19 protein-coding genes and 1 riboswitch are annotated in these 14980 nt (G+C 71.1%); of the genes, 14 read left to right on the top strand and 5 right to left on the bottom strand.

Annotation, left to right across the window (positions count from 1 at the left end; genetic code table 11):
• Nucleotides 1-20 precede the first annotated feature (20 nt).
• Nucleotides 21-788 carry a PIG-L deacetylase family protein gene (locus EIZ44_RS01390; RefSeq protein WP_043831065.1) on the top strand — a complete coding sequence of 256 codons (768 nt, stop codon included), beginning with the start codon at nucleotides 21-23 and terminating at the stop codon, nucleotides 786-788.
• A gap of 347 nt (nucleotides 789-1135) precedes the next feature.
• Here the strand turns inward: EIZ44_RS01390 and EIZ44_RS01395 are convergent, their stop codons facing one another.
• Complete coding sequence (locus EIZ44_RS01395) at nucleotides 1136-2011, bottom strand: alpha/beta fold hydrolase (protein WP_043834334.1); 876 nt, start codon at nucleotides 2009-2011, stop codon at nucleotides 1136-1138.
• A gap of 101 nt (nucleotides 2012-2112) precedes the next feature.
• Here EIZ44_RS01395 and EIZ44_RS01400 point away from each other — a divergent pair, with 101 nt between their 5' ends.
• On the top strand, nucleotides 2113-2964 hold the full coding sequence (locus EIZ44_RS01400) for a crotonase/enoyl-CoA hydratase family protein (RefSeq protein ID WP_439098575.1): 852 nt from the start codon (nucleotides 2113-2115) through the stop codon (nucleotides 2962-2964).
• A gap of 35 nt (nucleotides 2965-2999) precedes the next feature.
• A complete protein-coding gene (locus EIZ44_RS01405; RefSeq protein ID WP_134727469.1) occupies nucleotides 3000-4706 on the top strand; it encodes an AMP-binding protein in 1707 nt (568 codons plus the stop codon).
• Between the two features lie 21 nt (nucleotides 4707-4727).
• On the opposite strand, the gene EIZ44_RS45305 is transcribed toward EIZ44_RS01405, so the two are convergent.
• The gene (locus EIZ44_RS45305) at nucleotides 4728-4958 is read right to left on the bottom strand and encodes a hypothetical protein (RefSeq protein WP_134727470.1); all 231 of its coding nucleotides are present in this window, start codon (nucleotides 4956-4958) and stop codon (nucleotides 4728-4730) included.
• 13 nt (nucleotides 4959-4971) lie between these two features.
• On the opposite strand from EIZ44_RS45305, the gene EIZ44_RS45310 reads away from it, so the two are divergent.
• The 7 genes from EIZ44_RS45310 to EIZ44_RS01445 all read left to right on the top strand — a co-directional run bounded on the left by EIZ44_RS45310 (nucleotide 4972) and on the right by EIZ44_RS01445 (nucleotide 9627).
• A complete protein-coding gene (locus EIZ44_RS45310) occupies nucleotides 4972-5166 on the top strand; it encodes a hypothetical protein (RefSeq protein WP_134727471.1) in 195 nt (64 codons plus the stop codon).
• 351 nt (nucleotides 5167-5517) lie between these two features.
• Nucleotides 5518-5751: a hypothetical protein gene (locus EIZ44_RS01420; protein WP_037805714.1), complete on the top strand. Its 234-nt coding sequence runs from the start codon at nucleotides 5518-5520 to the stop codon at nucleotides 5749-5751.
• Between the two features lie 801 nt (nucleotides 5752-6552).
• On the top strand, nucleotides 6553-7149 hold the full coding sequence (gene clsA, locus EIZ44_RS01425; protein WP_043834337.1) for a cardiolipin synthase ClsA: 597 nt from the start codon (nucleotides 6553-6555) through the stop codon (nucleotides 7147-7149).
• Between the two features lie 46 nt (nucleotides 7150-7195).
• Nucleotides 7196-7579 carry a glycine cleavage system protein GcvH gene (gene gcvH, locus EIZ44_RS01430; RefSeq protein WP_037805718.1) on the top strand — a complete coding sequence of 128 codons (384 nt, stop codon included), beginning with the start codon at nucleotides 7196-7198 and terminating at the stop codon, nucleotides 7577-7579.
• Nucleotides 7580-7703: 124 nt separating this feature from the next.
• A complete protein-coding gene (gene garA, locus EIZ44_RS01435) occupies nucleotides 7704-8174 on the top strand; it encodes a glycogen accumulation regulator GarA (protein ID WP_009078859.1) in 471 nt (156 codons plus the stop codon).
• Nucleotides 8171-8941: a transcriptional regulator FtsR gene (gene ftsR, locus EIZ44_RS01440; protein WP_063697699.1), complete on the top strand. Its 771-nt coding sequence runs from the start codon at nucleotides 8171-8173 to the stop codon at nucleotides 8939-8941. The genes garA and ftsR overlap by 4 nt, the downstream gene beginning before the upstream one ends.
• Nucleotides 8942-9153: 212 nt before the next feature.
• Nucleotides 9154-9627 carry a bifunctional nuclease family protein gene (locus EIZ44_RS01445; protein ID WP_009078856.1) on the top strand — a complete coding sequence of 158 codons (474 nt, stop codon included), beginning with the start codon at nucleotides 9154-9156 and terminating at the stop codon, nucleotides 9625-9627.
• Nucleotides 9628-9663: 36 nt separating this feature from the next.
• Here the strand turns inward: EIZ44_RS01445 and EIZ44_RS01450 are convergent, their stop codons facing one another.
• On the bottom strand, nucleotides 9664-10293 hold the full coding sequence (locus EIZ44_RS01450; RefSeq protein WP_037805720.1) for a TetR/AcrR family transcriptional regulator: 630 nt from the start codon (nucleotides 10291-10293) through the stop codon (nucleotides 9664-9666).
• Between the two features lie 259 nt (nucleotides 10294-10552).
• Between EIZ44_RS01450 and EIZ44_RS01455 the strand changes: the two genes are divergently transcribed.
• Nucleotides 10553-11134: a MerR family transcriptional regulator gene (locus EIZ44_RS01455; protein ID WP_009078853.1), complete on the top strand. Its 582-nt coding sequence runs from the start codon at nucleotides 10553-10555 to the stop codon at nucleotides 11132-11134.
• 33 nt (nucleotides 11135-11167) lie between these two features.
• Nucleotides 11168-11267: riboswitch (glycine riboswitch) on the top strand.
• Between the two features lie 230 nt (nucleotides 11268-11497).
• Here the strand turns inward: EIZ44_RS01455 and EIZ44_RS01460 are convergent.
• The gene (locus EIZ44_RS01460) at nucleotides 11498-11872 is read right to left on the bottom strand and encodes a nuclear transport factor 2 family protein (RefSeq protein WP_134727472.1); all 375 of its coding nucleotides are present in this window, start codon (nucleotides 11870-11872) and stop codon (nucleotides 11498-11500) included.
• 125 nt (nucleotides 11873-11997) lie between these two features.
• Here EIZ44_RS01460 and EIZ44_RS01465 point away from each other — a divergent pair, with 125 nt between their 5' ends.
• The 3 genes from EIZ44_RS01465 to EIZ44_RS01475 are packed head-to-tail and all read left to right on the top strand — an operon-like array spanning nucleotide 11998 to nucleotide 14033.
• The gene (locus EIZ44_RS01465; protein WP_240691194.1) at nucleotides 11998-12582 is read left to right on the top strand and encodes a nucleotidyltransferase family protein; all 585 of its coding nucleotides are present in this window, start codon (nucleotides 11998-12000) and stop codon (nucleotides 12580-12582) included.
• 60 nt (nucleotides 12583-12642) lie between these two features.
• Entirely contained in the window at nucleotides 12643-13218 is a 576-nt protein-coding gene (locus EIZ44_RS01470; protein ID WP_240691195.1) for a TetR/AcrR family transcriptional regulator, read from the top strand.
• A complete protein-coding gene (locus tag EIZ44_RS01475) occupies nucleotides 13215-14033 on the top strand; it encodes an NmrA family NAD(P)-binding protein (protein WP_134727474.1) in 819 nt (272 codons plus the stop codon). The genes EIZ44_RS01470 and EIZ44_RS01475 overlap by 4 nt, the downstream gene beginning before the upstream one ends.
• Here EIZ44_RS01475 and EIZ44_RS01480 read toward each other — a convergent pair.
• Complete coding sequence (locus tag EIZ44_RS01480) at nucleotides 14023-14925, bottom strand: LysR family transcriptional regulator (protein ID WP_134727475.1); 903 nt, start codon at nucleotides 14923-14925, stop codon at nucleotides 14023-14025. The two genes, EIZ44_RS01475 and EIZ44_RS01480, sit on opposite strands and share 11 nt — an antisense overlap.
• Nucleotides 14926-14980 lie beyond the last annotated feature (55 nt).

Below are 14980 nucleotides of genomic sequence, written 5' to 3' on the forward strand. Positions count from 1 at the left end.
CGGGCCGTCCGCGCGCGAAGATGTCCGGTATGACCTTGCCTGCCCTGCCCGAGGAGTCCTTCCGGCGCGTGCTCTGCGTCGTCGCGCACCCGGACGACATGGAGTACGGCACGTCCGCCGCTGTCGCACGCTGGACGGCGCGCGGCATCGAGGTCGGCTACCTCCTGCTCACCCGCGGCGAGGCAGGCATGCCGAACCCGCCCGAGGAGACGGCCCGCCTGCGCGTCGCCGAACAGCGCAACGCGTGCGCGGCCGTCGGCGTCGAGCGCCTCACCGTCCTCGAACACCCGGACGGCGTGCTCGTCTACGGCCTCGACCTGCGCCGCGACATCGCCCGCGAGATCCGCCGGTTCAAGCCCGACGTCGTGCTCGGCTGCGGATTCGACGTCGAAACGCCCTACGGCTTCGACCAGGCCGACCACCGCGCCGCCGGGCTCGCGACCCTCGACGCGATCCGCGACGCGGGCAACCGGTGGGTCTTCCCCGAGCAGATCGACGACGAGGGCCTCGCTCCGCATTCGGCGCGCTGGTACCTGGTCCCGGGACTTCCGGGTTCCGGGGCGACCCACGGCGTCGACATCACCGGAGAGCCGCTGCGGCGCGGCGTCGCTTCCCTGGAGGCGCACGCCGCGTACCTGGCCGCGCTTCCGGACCACCCCGCGCCCGCCGACTTCATCCCGCAGTTCACGGCGATGAGCGGCAAGGCGATGGGGGTGGCGCACGCGGTGCTGTTCCGCGCCCACGACCTCCAGGCGCCGCCGGAATTCCCCGAAGCCGACCAGGACTGACCCCGGCCGGTCGGAAGTCTCAGGGGAGTCCGGCGGACGCTGCTTCCGCAGGTCTCCCTTCCTTGCCGGGCGCGGGTCGGGAGGGTGCCTTTCGCGGACGAGCCCTGCCGCCGGAACGCACCCAATGCGGCATTGGTTGCGTCGCACGCACCCAATGCCACATTGGGTGCACTCGCCCGGCCCCCGCGAGTCCCAAGCCCGCCCGCCCAGCCGACCGCGGTCGAGCCACCAGCGCAGCCGCCCCGCTGTGAAGCCAAAACGCGGTCGCACCCCACCAAGTCCGTGAAGGGCTCCTTGAGGGAATCAGATTCCCGGAAGGAGTCCTTCACGGACCGCGGGGGCCGGGCTCAGGCGGGGTAGCGGCGAAACGCGAAGTCCCGGATCGCCGCGCTCAACCGCTTCGGGTCGAACCGCAGCTCGACCGGGCTGCGGGCCTGGACGAACTCGGCGTTCGGCAGGTCCTCGGCCAGGCTGCCCGCGTCGCCGAACGGGTGGATCGGGTCGCCCTCGTGCCCGATCACCAGCGTCGGCGTGGTGATCGTGCCCCGGATCGACTTGGGCGGCGCGACCCGGCCGAACAGCACGCCGTGCAGCAGCGCGGCCATCGGCGCCGGTTCCTGGCTCAGCGTGTCCGTGATGACGTCCACCCACTGGTTCCCGTGCGGCACCAGGTGCGCGGCCAACGCCACTCCGCGCACCGTCGCGGGCAGGAAGCGCGCGGCGAACAACAGGGGTGCGAAGGTCAGCAGCCCGGCGATGATCGCGTTGTCCAGCACCGGCATTTCGACCACCAGCCCGCGCACCCGCGACGGGGCGGCCACGGCCACCTCCAGCGCCACGTTCGCGCCCAGCGAGGTGCCGCCGACCACCGCGTCCTCGATCTCCAGATGGTCGAGCAGCGCGACGGCCTGTTCGCCGAACGCGGGCATCGAATAGCGCCAGGACTGCGTCGGCCGGTCCGAATCGCCGTGGCCGAGCAGGTCGAGGGTCACCACGCGGAACCCCGCGCGGGCGAGCCGCCTGGCCAGCGGCGCGTGCATCCGGCGGGTGAACATGATCCCGTGCATCAGCACCACGACGCGGTCGCCGCTGCCGTATTCGGTGTAGCACAGGCGCTGGCCCTCGTGCCGGAACGAGCCGGACAGCTCGATCGGCCGGGCCTTGCGGGCCGCCGCGGGTTCGGCCGGCGGGGCGTCGGCGACGGGCACGGGTGCCGGGTCCATACGGGCGCCTCCCTCTCCACCTCGGGTCTCCAGGAAAGCATCCCGCAGCGCCGTTGGCACAGTGTCAACCGGATGGGCTGGGGTCGGGGGGATGAGTCAAGATGATCGGCATGACCGAACCAGTAGCCGCCCTTCCCGAACTCGCCTCGCTCCGCGTCGACCTCGACGGACCGGTCGCCGAGGTGACCCTGCTCGGCCCGGGCAAGGGCAACGCGATGGGCCCCGACTTCTGGCGCGAGCTGCCGCTGGTGTTCGCCGCCCTCGACGCCGACCCGCGCGTGCGCGCCGTCGTGCTGACCGGAAGCGGCAAGCACTTCTCCTACGGCCTCGACCTGCCCGCGATGATGGGCGGCTGGGCCCCGCTGCTGGCCGGCGACGCGCTGGCCGGGCCGCGCACCGAGTTCCACCGCGAGATCCAGCGGCTGCAGCAGGCGGTCAGCTCGATCGCCGAATGCCGCAAACCGGTGGTCGCCGCCGTGTCCGGCTGGTGCATCGGCGGCGGCGTGGACGTCATCACCGCCGCCGACATCCGCCTGGCCAGCGAGGACGCCAAGTTCAGCGTCCGCGAGGTGAAGGTCGCGATCGTCGCCGACATCGGCAGCCTGCAGCGGCTCGCGCCCATCATCGGCGAGGGGCACGTCCGCGAGCTGGCGCTGACCGGCAAGGACGTCGACGCCGCGCGCGCCGAGAAGATCGGCCTGGTCAACGACGTGTACCCGGACCAGGAGACGCTGCTCGCCAAGGCCCGCGAACTGGCCGCGGAGATCGCCGCGAACCCGCCGCTGGTCGTCCAGGGCACCAAGCAGGTGCTGTCGGCGAACACCGAACGCCAGGTCGCCGAGGGCCTGCGCTACGTCGCCGCGTGGAACTCCGCCTTCCTGCCGAGCAAGGACCTCCAGGAAGCCGTCCAGGCCTTCCTGGAGCGACGAGCGCCGGACTTCAAGGGCGAGTAAAACAGGCACGGGAAAGCGAGCACGAGGAGTACGACGTGAGCAACGGCGCTGAGGTCACCGGCTACCAGGCATTCCGCGCGGCGCGGGACTATCTGCAGGCCCACCGCTTGGACTACGAAACCGCCTACCGCGAGTTCGCGTGGCCGCAGCTGGACGAGTTCAACTGGGCCACGGACTGGTTCGACGCGATCGCGGCGGACCCGGCGAACGCGCAGCGGTACGCGCTGTGGATCGTGGAAGAGGACGGGACCGAGAACCGCTGGACGTTCCCGGAGATGTCGGCGCGGTCCAACCAGGTCGCGAACTGGCTGCGCGGCCTCGGCGTCGCGCGCGGCGACCGGGTGATCGTCATGCTCGGCAACCAGGGCGAGCTGTGGGAGACCATCCTCGCGGCGATCAAGCTGGGCGCGGTCGTGATCCCGGCGTCGACGCTGCTCGGCCCGGCCGACCTCGTGGACCGGGTGGAGCGGGGCAACGCGAAGCACGTGATCGTGCGCGACGTCGACGCGGAGAAGTTCGCCGACGTCGCCGGCGACTACACGCGGATCGCGGTCGGCGAGCCGGTTTCCGGTTGGCACGCCTTCGAAACCGCGTACGCCTCGGCCGCCGAATTCACCCCGGACGGGGTCACCCGCGCCGAGGACCCGCTGCTGCTGTACTTCACCTCGGGCACCACCGCGAAGCCGAAACTCGTGCAGCACACGCACGTTTCCTATCCGGTCGGCCATCTGTCCACAATGTACTGGATCGGCCTGGAACCGGGCGACGTCCACCTCAACATCTCGTCGCCGGGCTGGGCCAAGCACGCCTGGAGCAACTTCTTCGCTCCGTGGAACGCCGAAGCGACGGTGTTCCTGTACAACTACGCGCGGTTCGACGCGGCCGCGCTGATGGCGCAGATGGACCGCTGCGGCATCACCAGCTTCTGCGCGCCGCCGACGGTGTGGCGGATGCTGATCCAGGCCGACCTCAGCGCGCTGCGGACGCCGCCGAAGAAGGTCGTCGGCGCGGGGGAGCCGCTCAACCCCGAGGTGATCGAGCAGGTCGAGAAGGCGTGGGGCGTCACCATCCGGGACGGCTTCGGGCAGACCGAGACCAGCGTCCAGGTCGCGAACACGCCGGGCCAGGACGTCGTGGCCGGGTCGATGGGCCGCCCGCTGCCCGGGTTCGCGGTCGCGCTGGTCGACCCGGTCACCGGCGAGCGCGCGACCGAGGGCGAGATCTGCCTGGACCTCGCGCACCGGCCGGTCGGCCTGATGGCGGGCTACGCGGACGACGACGAACGCACGTCGGCGGCCTTCGCGAACGGCTACTACCACACCGGCGACGTCGGCTCGATCGACGAACGCGGCTACATCACCTACGTCGGCCGCACCGACGACGTCTTCAAGGCGTCGGACTACCGGATCTCGCCGTTCGAGCTGGAGAGCGTCCTGCTGGAGCACGAGGCGGTCGCCGAGGCGGCCGTGGTGCCCGCGCCGGACCCGATCCGGCTGGCCGTGCCCAAGGCGTACGTCGTGCTCGCCTCCGGGCGCGAGCCCAACGCCGAGACCGCGCGCGAGATCCTGGCGTACGCGCGGGAGCACCTCGCGCCGTACAAGCGGATCCGGCGGCTGGAGTTCGGGGAGCTGCCGAAGACCATCTCGGGCAAGATCCGCCGGGTCGAACTGCGCGGCCGGGAAGGCGGCGAGCGGCCCGAGGGCGAGTTCCGCGAGGACGACTTCCCGGACCTCAAGTCCTGAGCCGCGGCGGCGGTCCCGGTCCTATTCGGCCGGGACCACCGCCGCCAGCACGGTCTGCTCGCTCTTGCTGCACGTGGTGCCGCCCTGCGCGGCGGGCGGGCCGGACACGCACAGCCAGCCGTCGACGGTCGCGTTGACCGGGTTGTTCGAGCCCGCCGCCTGGCGGCCGTTGATCGCCTGGTGGAACTTCTTGACGAGCGCCATCGCGTCCGCGCACGGGATGGCTTTGTTGTCGTAGACGTACAGCGTCATCCCGCTCGCCGCGGTGACCGTGCCGCACGTGCCCGGAGTGGACGGCGGCGCCTGCTTTGACGGTTTCGGCGCGGCCGCGGTGCTGCTGGGCGCGGCGGGCGGGCTGCTCGCGCCCGCGGTCTGCGGCAGCGGCGGGGGAGCGTGCGTGCTCGGCGCGACCGAGGCGATAGCGGAGGGCGCCGACGACGCGGCTGCCGGTGGCGCTTGATCCCCCGAACAGGCGGTGAGCGCGGGCAAAACCACCACAGCCGCGCACAGCGGCCCGTACACGGTTTTCGACGGGAGCACCGCGATCCTTTCTCCGGGGTCGCGCCCATTCTGGCCCCTGGCGCCCCCGCTGAGCGGCACCGACACACCGGAGCGGTGCCGGTTGAGTCTACTGTGGACGGTTGGTTTCGCTTTCCGGACGGGGAAATCCGCATCGCCGGGACGCATCGTTCGGAGGAATCCGTCCCGGGGCGGTTAACGCTCGGCGGTCCCGCGCCGACGTAGAGGGCAGGCGCCCCGCGCGTTCCAGGTCCCCGAAGCCCGACGCCAGAGAGCACGAGTCACCGAGAGCATGAGCACCGAAACCGCCCCCGCAGCCGAGACCGACGCCCCGACCGACCCGCCGACCGAACCCTGCAGCGTGGTGTGGTGCGGCGGCCGCCCCTACGTGCTCGAAGCCGGAGCCGTGCGCCCGCGCTGGGTGGGCACCGACGGCCGCGGCCGCCCCGAAACGCTCAGCAACGCGCAGCTGCAGCGCCGCGGCTGGAGCCACCGCCGGGCGGCCAGCAGGCGACGCTCCCGCTGAATCTTCCGCCGGACGGCGGCCGGAACCGGGGAGGGGTTCCGGCCGCCGTCCGGCGGATCCGCGTTTTTTCCCGGCGCTGCACCGATTCACCCGCTGCGGCGGCTCGGCCGCGGCATCGATTCACCCGCCGTGCTGGCCCGCCTGCCGCACTGCCTTGCCGCACTGCCTTGCCGCGGCGCCGGTTCGCTCACCGTGCCAGCTCGCCCTGCCGCGCTGGCCCGCCTGCCGCACCGGGTTGCCGCACTGCCTTGCCGCGGCACCGGTTGGCTCGCCGTGCTGGCCCGCCTGCCGTATCGGGTAGCTCGCGCTGGCCCGCCTGCCGTACCGGGAGCTGCCGCACCGGCTTCCCGCGGCACCGGTTCACTCACCGTGCCAGCTCGCCTGCCGCGCCGGACCGGCTGCCGCACCGCCTTGCCGCGGCGTTGGCCCCCCGCCCTGTTGCCCTCCCCGCTGCTGCGATTCACCTGCCGCACCGACGGAATCGTTCCAGCGCCGAGCCGAACGGCTCCGGCCGCGCCGATTCGCCGAGCACCCCGCGCCGCGCAGCGAGGTGCGGGTGCGCGGCGGGCCCGCCGCAGCGCGCCTCCCCAAGGCACCGCACCGGCGGCGAGACCCACCCCGGCCTCGCGCAGCGCCCGTCAGCCGAAGCGAGGAACCCACCGCCACGCATGCCCCACCGCCGCACCAGACCAGAGCACCCTGGGACCTCCCGCGCCCGAAGCCACCCCCAGCACAACCTAACCCCCGCCTTTCACCCGCCAGGACAAACCTCGCGATCCCGTCCGCTCTAGGCTGACCGGCGTGACCACGGTCCCCGACGAGCCCCAGACCGAGCCCTCCCTGTGGCGGCAGGCGCTCAACGTCCCCAACCTGCTGTCGCTGCTGCGCCTGGCGGGCGTCCCGGTGTTCCTGTGGCTGCTGCTCGGCCCGAAGGAGGACGGCTGGGCGCTCGCCCTGCTGATCTTCTCCGCGCTCACCGACTGGCTCGACGGCAAGCTCGCCCGCTGGCTCGACCAGATGTCGCGGCTCGGGCAGCTGCTCGACCCCGCCGCGGACCGGCTCTACATCCTCGCCACGCTCGTCGCGTTCCTGATCCGCGACATCATCCCGTGGTGGGTCGTCGTGCCGCTGGTGCTGCGCGAGCTGGTGCTCGGGGTGTGCGTGGTGCTGCTGCGCCGCGGCGGATTCGCGCCGCCCGAGGTCACCTACATCGGCAAGGGCGCGACCTTCGTCCTCATGTACGCCTTCCCATTCCTCCTGCTCACGCAGGGCGGCTCGGACGTCGCCGCGGTCGCGCGGCCGATCGCCTACGCGTTCATGGTGTGGGGCGGCGTCCTGTATGTCTGGTCCGGGGCGCTCTACGTCGTGCAGGCGGCTCGCGCGCTGCGCACCCGGTGATGGAAGATTGTCGGCACGGAAGCCAGCACCAGGAAGGGGAGCGGCGTTGACCACTCCGGAAGAACTGCGCTACACCGAGGAGCACGAGTGGGTCGCGACCCGCGAGGGTTCGCTCGTGCGGGTGGGCATCACCGAGTACGCGCAGGACCAGCTCGGCGACGTCGTGTTCGTCGACCTGCCCGAGGTCGGCAAGCAGGTCGGGGCGGGCGACGCGTTCGGCGAGGTCGAGTCCACGAAGAGCGTCTCGGAGCTGTTCGCGCCGGTCGACGGCGAGATCGTGGCGGTCAACTCGGCGGTCGCCGATTCGCCGGAGCTCGTCAACTCCGACCCCTACGGCGAGGGCTGGCTCGTGGAGATCCGGCTCGACGACCCGGCCGGTCTCGAGGCGCTGCTCGAGGCCGAGGCGTACCAGGCCCTCATCAAGGGCTGAGCCGTTCGGCCGGGCCCCGGAGCCTCAAGGGGAGCCCGAGGGTTCCGGGCCGGTCGGGCACGGTACGTTGACAGCTGCACGTTCTTGGTCGATGACAACACTTCATGCGTAGAGGAGAGCTCAGGTGAGCACGAACGACGGGCCCGGCGTTCCCCCGGAGCAGTCTCCGGAGCGGACCTCTGTCTTCCGGGCCGATTTCCTGGCCGACATGGAAGGCCAGCAGGAGTCCGCGCCGGCCGCCGAGGCACCGGTGCAGGGCGTCGACGCCCTTCCGCCGGGTTCCGCCCTCCTGGTCGTGAAGCGCGGGCCCAACGCGGGCTCCCGCTTCCTGCTCGACCGCGACACCACCAGCGCGGGACGGCACCCCGACAGCGACATCTTCCTCGACGACGTCACGGTTTCCCGCCGCCACGCGGAATTCCGGCGCGAGGGCGGGGAGTTCGTCGTGATCGACGTCGGCAGCCTGAACGGCACCTACGTCAACCGCGAGCCGGTCGACCAGGCCGTCCTCGCCGGCGGCGACGAGGTGCAGATCGGCAAGTTCCGCCTGGTCTTCCTGACCGGCCCGGGGCACGGGGGCCAGGGGGCGCAGTGACGGCGGCCGGGCAGCCCGGTCGTCAGGAGGCCCGGCGGGACGGGTTGAGCATCGGGGCGGTGCTCGCGCAGCTGCGCGGGGACTTCCCCGATGTCACGATTTCCAAGATCCGCTTCCTCGAGGCGGAAGGCCTGGTCCGCCCGGGCCGCACGCCCTCGGGGTACCGGCAGTTCTCGCCGGCGGACGTGGAACGCCTGCGGTACGTGCTGTCCGCGCAGCGCGACCACTACCTCCCGCTCAAGGTCATCAAGGAGCAGCTCGACGCGGCCGACGCGGGCGCGCAACCGCCCGCGCCGGTCCCGTCGGCTCCCCAGCTGCCGCGGCGGCTCGTGCCGCTCGGCGACGGGAGCGATCCGGCGGGACTGCCCGCGGCGGCGGACTTCGAGACCGGGCCGGACACCCGGCTCACCCAGGAAGACCTGCTGGAGCAGGCGGGCATCGACGACGCGATGCTCGCCGAGCTGTGCCAGTACGGCCTGCTGCGCCCCGGCGCGGCGGGTTTTTTCGGCCCGGAATCGGTCCTGATCGCCCGCACCGTCAAGGCGATGACCGAATTCGGGCTCGAACCGCGGCATCTGCGCGCGTTCCGCGCCGCGGCCGACCGCGAGGTCGGCCTGCTGGAGCAGATCGTGACCCCGGCGTACCGGCATCGTGACGCGGACGCGAAAGCGCGCGCGGACGAGGTCGTGCGCGAACTGGCCGCGCTGTCGGTCACGCTGCACACGCTGCTCGTCAAAGCGGGCATCCGCGGCGTCGCCGGCGATTGACCCTTATGCCCGAGACGCGTTGTCGGTCACTTGTCAATGACTGAACCTCAGCGCCGGGATGCCGTACCGTGAGAGACGGTTCGCGAGACCACGAACCGAGAATGTCCGCTGCGAGCGAGCACAGCGCCCGGATGACGGGTAGCGTCGGAGACAACGGTCGTCAGCCGTCGCCAGCGCTGCGGCCCGTGTGCACGAGAGGGAGGCGAAGCCCGATGAGCGAGATGCGCGTCGTCGGAGTGCGGGTCGAACTGCCCGCGAATCAGCCGATCTTGTTGCTGCGGGAGACCGAGGGCGAGCGGTACCTGCCGATCTGGATCGGCTCGGTCGAAGCCACCGCGATCGCCCTGGAACAGCAAGGCGTGCGGCCCGCCCGGCCGCTCACCCACGATCTGCTCAAAGAGGTCATCGGCGCGCTCGGCCGCGAGCTCGAGCAGGTCGTCATCACCGACCTCAAAGAAGGCACGTTCTTCGCCGAGCTGGTCTTCGACGGCGACATCCGGGTCTCGGCCCGCCCGAGCGATTCGGTCGCGCTGGCGCTGCGGATCGGCGTCCCGATCCACGCGGTCGACGCGGTGCTCGAGGAAGCCGGCCTGATCATCCCGGACGAGCAGGAGGACGAGGTCGAGAAGTTCCGCGAGTTCCTCGACTCCGTGTCCCCGGAAGACTTCCGCGGCGCCGACACCTGATCGCCCCTGCCCGGCGGTCTCCCGCCGGGCACGAGCTCACCGCGCGGTCGCGCGGGCGAACAGGTCCGCCAGTTCCCGGCCGTACCGGTCCAGGTCCACGGACGGATCGGCGGCGTAGGCGGCCGCCACCCCGTCGACGGCCTGCGCGATCGACAGCGCCACGATCTCCGGCGAGATGTCGCCGAACGCCCCCTCCTTGCGGCCCTGTTCCAGCTGCCGCTGCAGCGCGCCGGTGCGCAGCTGCCCGACCATGACGCCGGTCATCGCCCAGCCGTCGCGGTCGTCGGCGTGCGCGGCCATCTCGACCAGCACCCGTTCGCATTGCGGGTAGTCGCGCAGGAACGCGACCGAAGTCTCGATGTACGCGCGCAGGTTCCCCGGCCGGTCCGCCGGGTCGACGCCTTCGCTGCGCTCGCGCAGGTATTCCGATTTGGTCTCGGACACCGTGCTCAGCACCGCCTGCATGAGGCCGGCCTTGTTGGTGAAGTGGTACGAGATCAGCCGCGTGCTGCTGAGCCCGGCCCGTTCCTTGATGCGCGCGAAGGTGGTGCGCGCGTACCCGTGGTCGGCGATCGTGGCGATGGTCGCGCCGATGATCTGGGCCCGGGTGGTGGCCTCGGTGACGCTCAGGCCGAGTTCGGCTTGCGTGTCGATGTTTACTTGCATGAGTAATAAGTTACTCGGCCGAGTAAAAAAGGTCAATCCCGTACGGCGAACGGGCCAAAGCCTCGACACGGCCTCGAGGTCCGCCGCGCGTCGCGTTGACCGGCTCGCGGCGCAGCCTTACCGTCAAAGGCGGTAAATCGCCACGATGTGATTCGCCGACCCGGCGCGCTCGTGGCAGTTTTCCCCGGCCGATCCCGATCCTGGGCTCGACCGGCCTGTCGAACGCCCCGCCGCGAGGCCGGGCGAGGGGAGGCTTGCGGTGGTCGAGGCTGGTCGTCCGGAGATACCTGCCGGACCTGTCGCCGACGGCGAGCAGGGCGAGCTGTTCCCCGACGCCTCGCTGCCCGACGAGCTGGTCGGCTACCGCGGTCCCGCGGCCTGCCAGATCGCCGGGATCACCTACCGCCAGCTGGACTACTGGGCGCGCACGAAGCTGGTCGCGCCCAGCATCCGGACGGCGCACGGTTCGGGGTCGCAGCGGCTGTACTCGTTCAAGGACATCCTGGTCCTCAAGGTCGTGAAGCGCCTGCTGGACACCGGGGTCTCGCTGCAGAACATCCGCGTCGCGGTCGACCATCTGCGCGTGCGCGGAGTGCGCGACCTGGCGAAGGTCACGCTGTTCTCCGACGGCACCACGGTGTACGAATGCACGTCGCCGGAGGAGATCGTGGATCTGCTTCAGGGCGGCCAGGGCGTGTTCGGCATCGCGGTCAGCGGGGCGATGCAGGAGATCAGCGGCACGATCCACGAGTTCCCGGCCGAGCGCGCCGACGGCGGACTGGTCGAGGCCGTCGTGCCGGACGAGCTGACCCAGCGCCGCAACGCCCGCCGCACGGGCTGATCTTCGTCCGCGCTAGACTGGGCGCGCGATCGACGAACCCGCGCGGGAGAGACCGAACCGGCATCCCCGGTCCGGCGCCGAAGGAGCAAGTCCTCCCCGGAACCTCTCAGGCACCCTGGACCGCGCGGACGAGACGCCTCTGGAAAGCGCATCGGCAGGAGACCACCAGCCGGTGCCGCCGACGGTGCAAACCCGGCTATCCACGCGGGTGAAACTCTCAGGCGCCCCGCGGGGTACGGACAGAGTGGGGAGGGCCACGCCTTTCGTCCGGCGTGGCGGCTTGGCCGGGTGAGGTTCAGACCTCCCGGGTGGTCTGAACCTCGTGCCTGTGGTCAAGACCACATCCCCGGCGTTTCCGGCGGCTCAGCCCGGAATCTTGTCCAGGAAGCCGTGCACCTTGGCGATCCGGCCGTCGGCGATCTCCACGACGTCGAACCCGATCGCGATCGGCTCAGCGGCGCCGGGAGCCGACAGGTGCCACTGGAACCGCGCGAGATCGTGGTGCGCGTCCGGCTCCGCGGGCAGGCTGAAGACGAGCCCGGCGAACTGCGCCTGCGCGCCGCCGATGAACCCGTCGATCTCGTCCTGGCCGGCGACCGCGCCGAGCGGATCGGTGTAGGTCGCGCCCGGCGCGAAGACCTCCGAGACGAGCTGGCGGCGCCGCTGCGGGTCGGTCTCGTTCCAGACGTCGATGTAACGGCGGGCGAGGTCGGCGGCGGTCGGTGCGATGGTGGTCATGTCGGGGTTCTCCTTGCGTTGTCCCGTTTTCGGTAAGGCCAAGCCTGGCCGACGATCGGCGGCTGGTCGATTACGCGGGAGGTAATCGGCTGGCCGTGCTAAACCGGGGCATGGACTACGGCCGGATGGCGATCGACAGGCAGCTCGGGACCTTCCGCGAGCTCGTGACGCGCAACGAGCTGGTGCCGGAAGTGCTGGCACGGGCGGCGAAACTGGCTCTTCCCGGCTGGTACCTGACCGCGGGCTGCCTGTGCCAGACCGTGTGGAACGTGGTGACCGGACGCCCGCCCGCCGAGAGCATCAAGGATTACGACCTGTTCTACTTCGACGACTCGGATCTCAGCTGGGACGCGGAGAACGCGGTCATCGAGGAGGGCGCCCGGAGGTTCGGGGATCTCCCGATCACGGTGGAAATCCGCAACGAGGCGCGGGTGCATCTCTGGTACGAGGACCGCTTCGGCGTCCCGTGCGCGCCGTACCCGTCCACCGAGGCGGCCATCGACTCGTTCCCGTCCACGACGCCCTGTCTGGGGATCCGGTTGGCCGAAGGAGGGGAGTGGCAGGTCTACGCGCCGCACGGGTTCGCGGACATGTTCAATCTCGTCGTCCGGCCCAATCCCGGACACGCGCCGCGGAGCAGTTACGAGGCGAAAGCCCGGCGCTGGCAGGAACAATGGCCGGAGCTGACCGTCCTGCCTTGGCCCGGTTGACGGGGTGCCGGCTCGGGCGTACTTTCGATACGCAACGGGAGCGTATCGAAAAGAGGCATCGTGTCGGAGGAGTTCTCGGTGGGCAGGCCGCGTGATGCCCGAAGGGATGCCGCGATCCACGAGGCGGCCCTCGCGCTGCTGCCCGAAGTCGGCTACGACCAGTTGTCCATCGAGGCGATCGCGGCCCGCGCCGGTGTTGCCAAGACGACGGTTTACCGGCGCTACCGCGACAAGGCGGCTGTCGTCGCGGCGGCGGCGGAGCAGCGGCAAACCTCGGCTCCGCCCGAGGCCGTCTCCGGCGGACTGCGGGAAAACTTGCTGGCCGTCGTGCGGTGGCTGGCGCGCGAGATCGCCGAGCAGGAGATCGGGGTGCTGGGCGCGCTGTTCGCGGGGATGCGCAGCGATCCGCGGCTCGCGGACGAGATGCGCCGGATCCTCCGCCGGGACCAGGCGGCGATGGCGGATCGGGTGCGGCGCACCGCATCGGCGCCTGGTGCGGCCGAACTGTTCGCCGAGGTCGCGCCGGGAGTGATCGTGCACCGGATCGTCTTCGCCGGCGAACCGTGCGACGACCGGTTCCTGCGGCATCTCGTGGACGACATCCTGCTGCCATTGCTGAAGGGAATCCGGAGATGATCGTGATCACGGGGGCGACCGGCGCGCTCAACGGGGCGACTGTGGAGCATCTGCTCAAGCGCGTCCCGGCGGAGGAGATCGGCGTCAGCGTCCGGGATGTCGCCAAGGCGCGGCACTTAGCGGACCGGGGCGTACGGGTGCGGCAGGGGTCCTACGAGGATCCCGAGGCATTGCGGAAATCGTTCGAGGGGGCGGAAAAAGTCCTGCTGGTGTCCTCGAACGATCCGCACGCGGACGGGGTCAGCCTGCATCGGGCGGGCGTTGAGGCGGCGGTAGCGGCCGGGGCGCAACGGATTCTGTACACCAGCCATCAGAATTCCCGGATGGACACACCTTTTCCGCCAGGCCCGGAGCACGCGGCGACCGAGCGGATCCTCGCCGGGTCCGGGGTCGCGTGGACCGCGCTGCGGAACGGTTTTTACGCGCACAGCATCGGCTGGCTGCTCGGGAACTGGCGGGAGGACGGGGTGATCGCGGCCCCGGAGGACGGCCCGGTTTCGTGGACCGATCGGGCTGATGTCGCGGAAGCGGCGGCGGTGATTCTGGCCGGGGACAGGGAGTTCGACGGGCCGGTTGCGCTGACCGCGCGGCAGGCGGTGACGTTCGACGACGTGGCCGAGCTCGCGTCGCGGGTCAGCGGGCGTGCGGTGCGGCGCGTAGTGGTAGCGGACGAGGAGTGGGTCGCGGGCGAGCCGGAGGAAGTGGCGCGGATGAAGCTGTCGATGTTCGAGGCCTCCCGGCAAGGCCACTTTGCCGAGACGAGCCCAGTACTGGCCGAGCTTCTCGGCCGCGAACCACGCGGAATCACGCTCTAGCACCGAAAAACTCCCGGCAGAAAGTGCGAAACGTCTCCGCCCGCCGAGTCAGCCGCGCACCCTCCGCGCGAGCCAGCACGACCGGTGTCGTCGGGACTCGCTCCCGCAGCGGACGTACCGCGAATGGCGTGCCCTCGACGGAAAGTTCCAGCGGCGGCCGCTGCACCGAGAGGGTGTAGCCGAGTCCTCGCGCCACTAACGCGCGAGCGAGTTCGAAGCTCGTCGTGCGGTGTGCGACCGGCATCGGCAGGCCGACCGCGGCGAAGACGTCCCGGAAATAGCGTTCCGACGGCGGTACGTCCAGCAGGATGAACGGCTCGTCGGCCAAGGCGCGCAACGAAACCGTCTTCCGGCGCGCCAAGGGATGCGCCGACGGGAGGAGCACGCTCGGCGGCTGGTCGTAGAGCTGGTCCACTGCGATGCCCGGCACGAGATCCTGCCGGTACAGCACGGCGAGGTCGCAGCGGCCTTCCAGCAGGAGGTGCTGCAGGTCCGGCAGGGTGCCTTCGACGAAGGAGACGTCGACTTCCGGGTGCTGGGTGCGGAAAGTCGCCAGCGCGGCGGGCACGTGCAACGGCGCGAGCGGGGTGTAGCAGCCGAAATTCAGGCGTCCGGCGAGGTCTTGGCCGTAGTCGCGGGCAGTGGTGCCGAGTTCCGCCACCGAGGTGAGCACCGCGCGGGCCTCGCCGACGACCTGGCGCCCGGCGTCGGTCAGCGCGGTCGTGCGGCCGGGGCCGCGGAGGATGAGCTGGACGCCCAAAGTCCGTTCCAGCGAAGCGATCGCCAGCGACACCGCCGACTGCGACACGTGGCAGCTGTCCGCGGCCGCGGTGAGGCCGCCGGTGTCGGCGACCGCGACCAGGTACTCGAGCTGGCGCAACGAGGGTGACATCAGTTCAGCTTATGTCCTTCACCAGAAATGTGAACTGGACCGATGACCGTCGACG

This window comes from Amycolatopsis nivea (assembly GCF_004522235.1).
Classification (GTDB): Bacteria; Actinomycetota; Actinomycetes; order Mycobacteriales; family Pseudonocardiaceae; genus Amycolatopsis; species Amycolatopsis nivea.

Coding starts and splice junctions, on each gene's coding strand:
- EIZ44_RS01390 (WP_043831065.1), top strand. CDS start 21: ATGTCCGGTATGACCTTGCCTGCCCTGCCCGAGGAGTCCTTCCGGCGC.
- EIZ44_RS01480 (WP_134727475.1), bottom strand. CDS start 14,925: ATGTCACCCTCGTTGCGCCAGCTCGAGTACCTGGTCGCGGTCGCCGAC.
- EIZ44_RS01395 (WP_043834334.1), bottom strand. CDS start 2,011: ATGGACCCGGCACCCGTGCCCGTCGCCGACGCCCCGCCGGCCGAACCC.
- EIZ44_RS01445 (WP_009078856.1), top strand. CDS start 9,154: ATGAGCGAGATGCGCGTCGTCGGAGTGCGGGTCGAACTGCCCGCGAAT.
- EIZ44_RS01475 (WP_134727474.1), top strand. CDS start 13,215: ATGATCGTGATCACGGGGGCGACCGGCGCGCTCAACGGGGCGACTGTG.
- EIZ44_RS45305 (WP_134727470.1), bottom strand. CDS start 4,958: ATGACGCTGTACGTCTACGACAACAAAGCCATCCCGTGCGCGGACGCG.
- EIZ44_RS01400 (WP_439098575.1), top strand. CDS start 2,113: ATGATCGGCATGACCGAACCAGTAGCCGCCCTTCCCGAACTCGCCTCG.
- EIZ44_RS01420 (WP_037805714.1), top strand. CDS start 5,518: ATGAGCACCGAAACCGCCCCCGCAGCCGAGACCGACGCCCCGACCGAC.
- EIZ44_RS01450 (WP_037805720.1), bottom strand. CDS start 10,293: ATGCAAGTAAACATCGACACGCAAGCCGAACTCGGCCTGAGCGTCACC.
- EIZ44_RS01465 (WP_240691194.1), top strand. CDS start 11,998: ATGGCGATCGACAGGCAGCTCGGGACCTTCCGCGAGCTCGTGACGCGC.
- EIZ44_RS01460 (WP_134727472.1), bottom strand. CDS start 11,872: ATGACCACCATCGCACCGACCGCCGCCGACCTCGCCCGCCGTTACATC.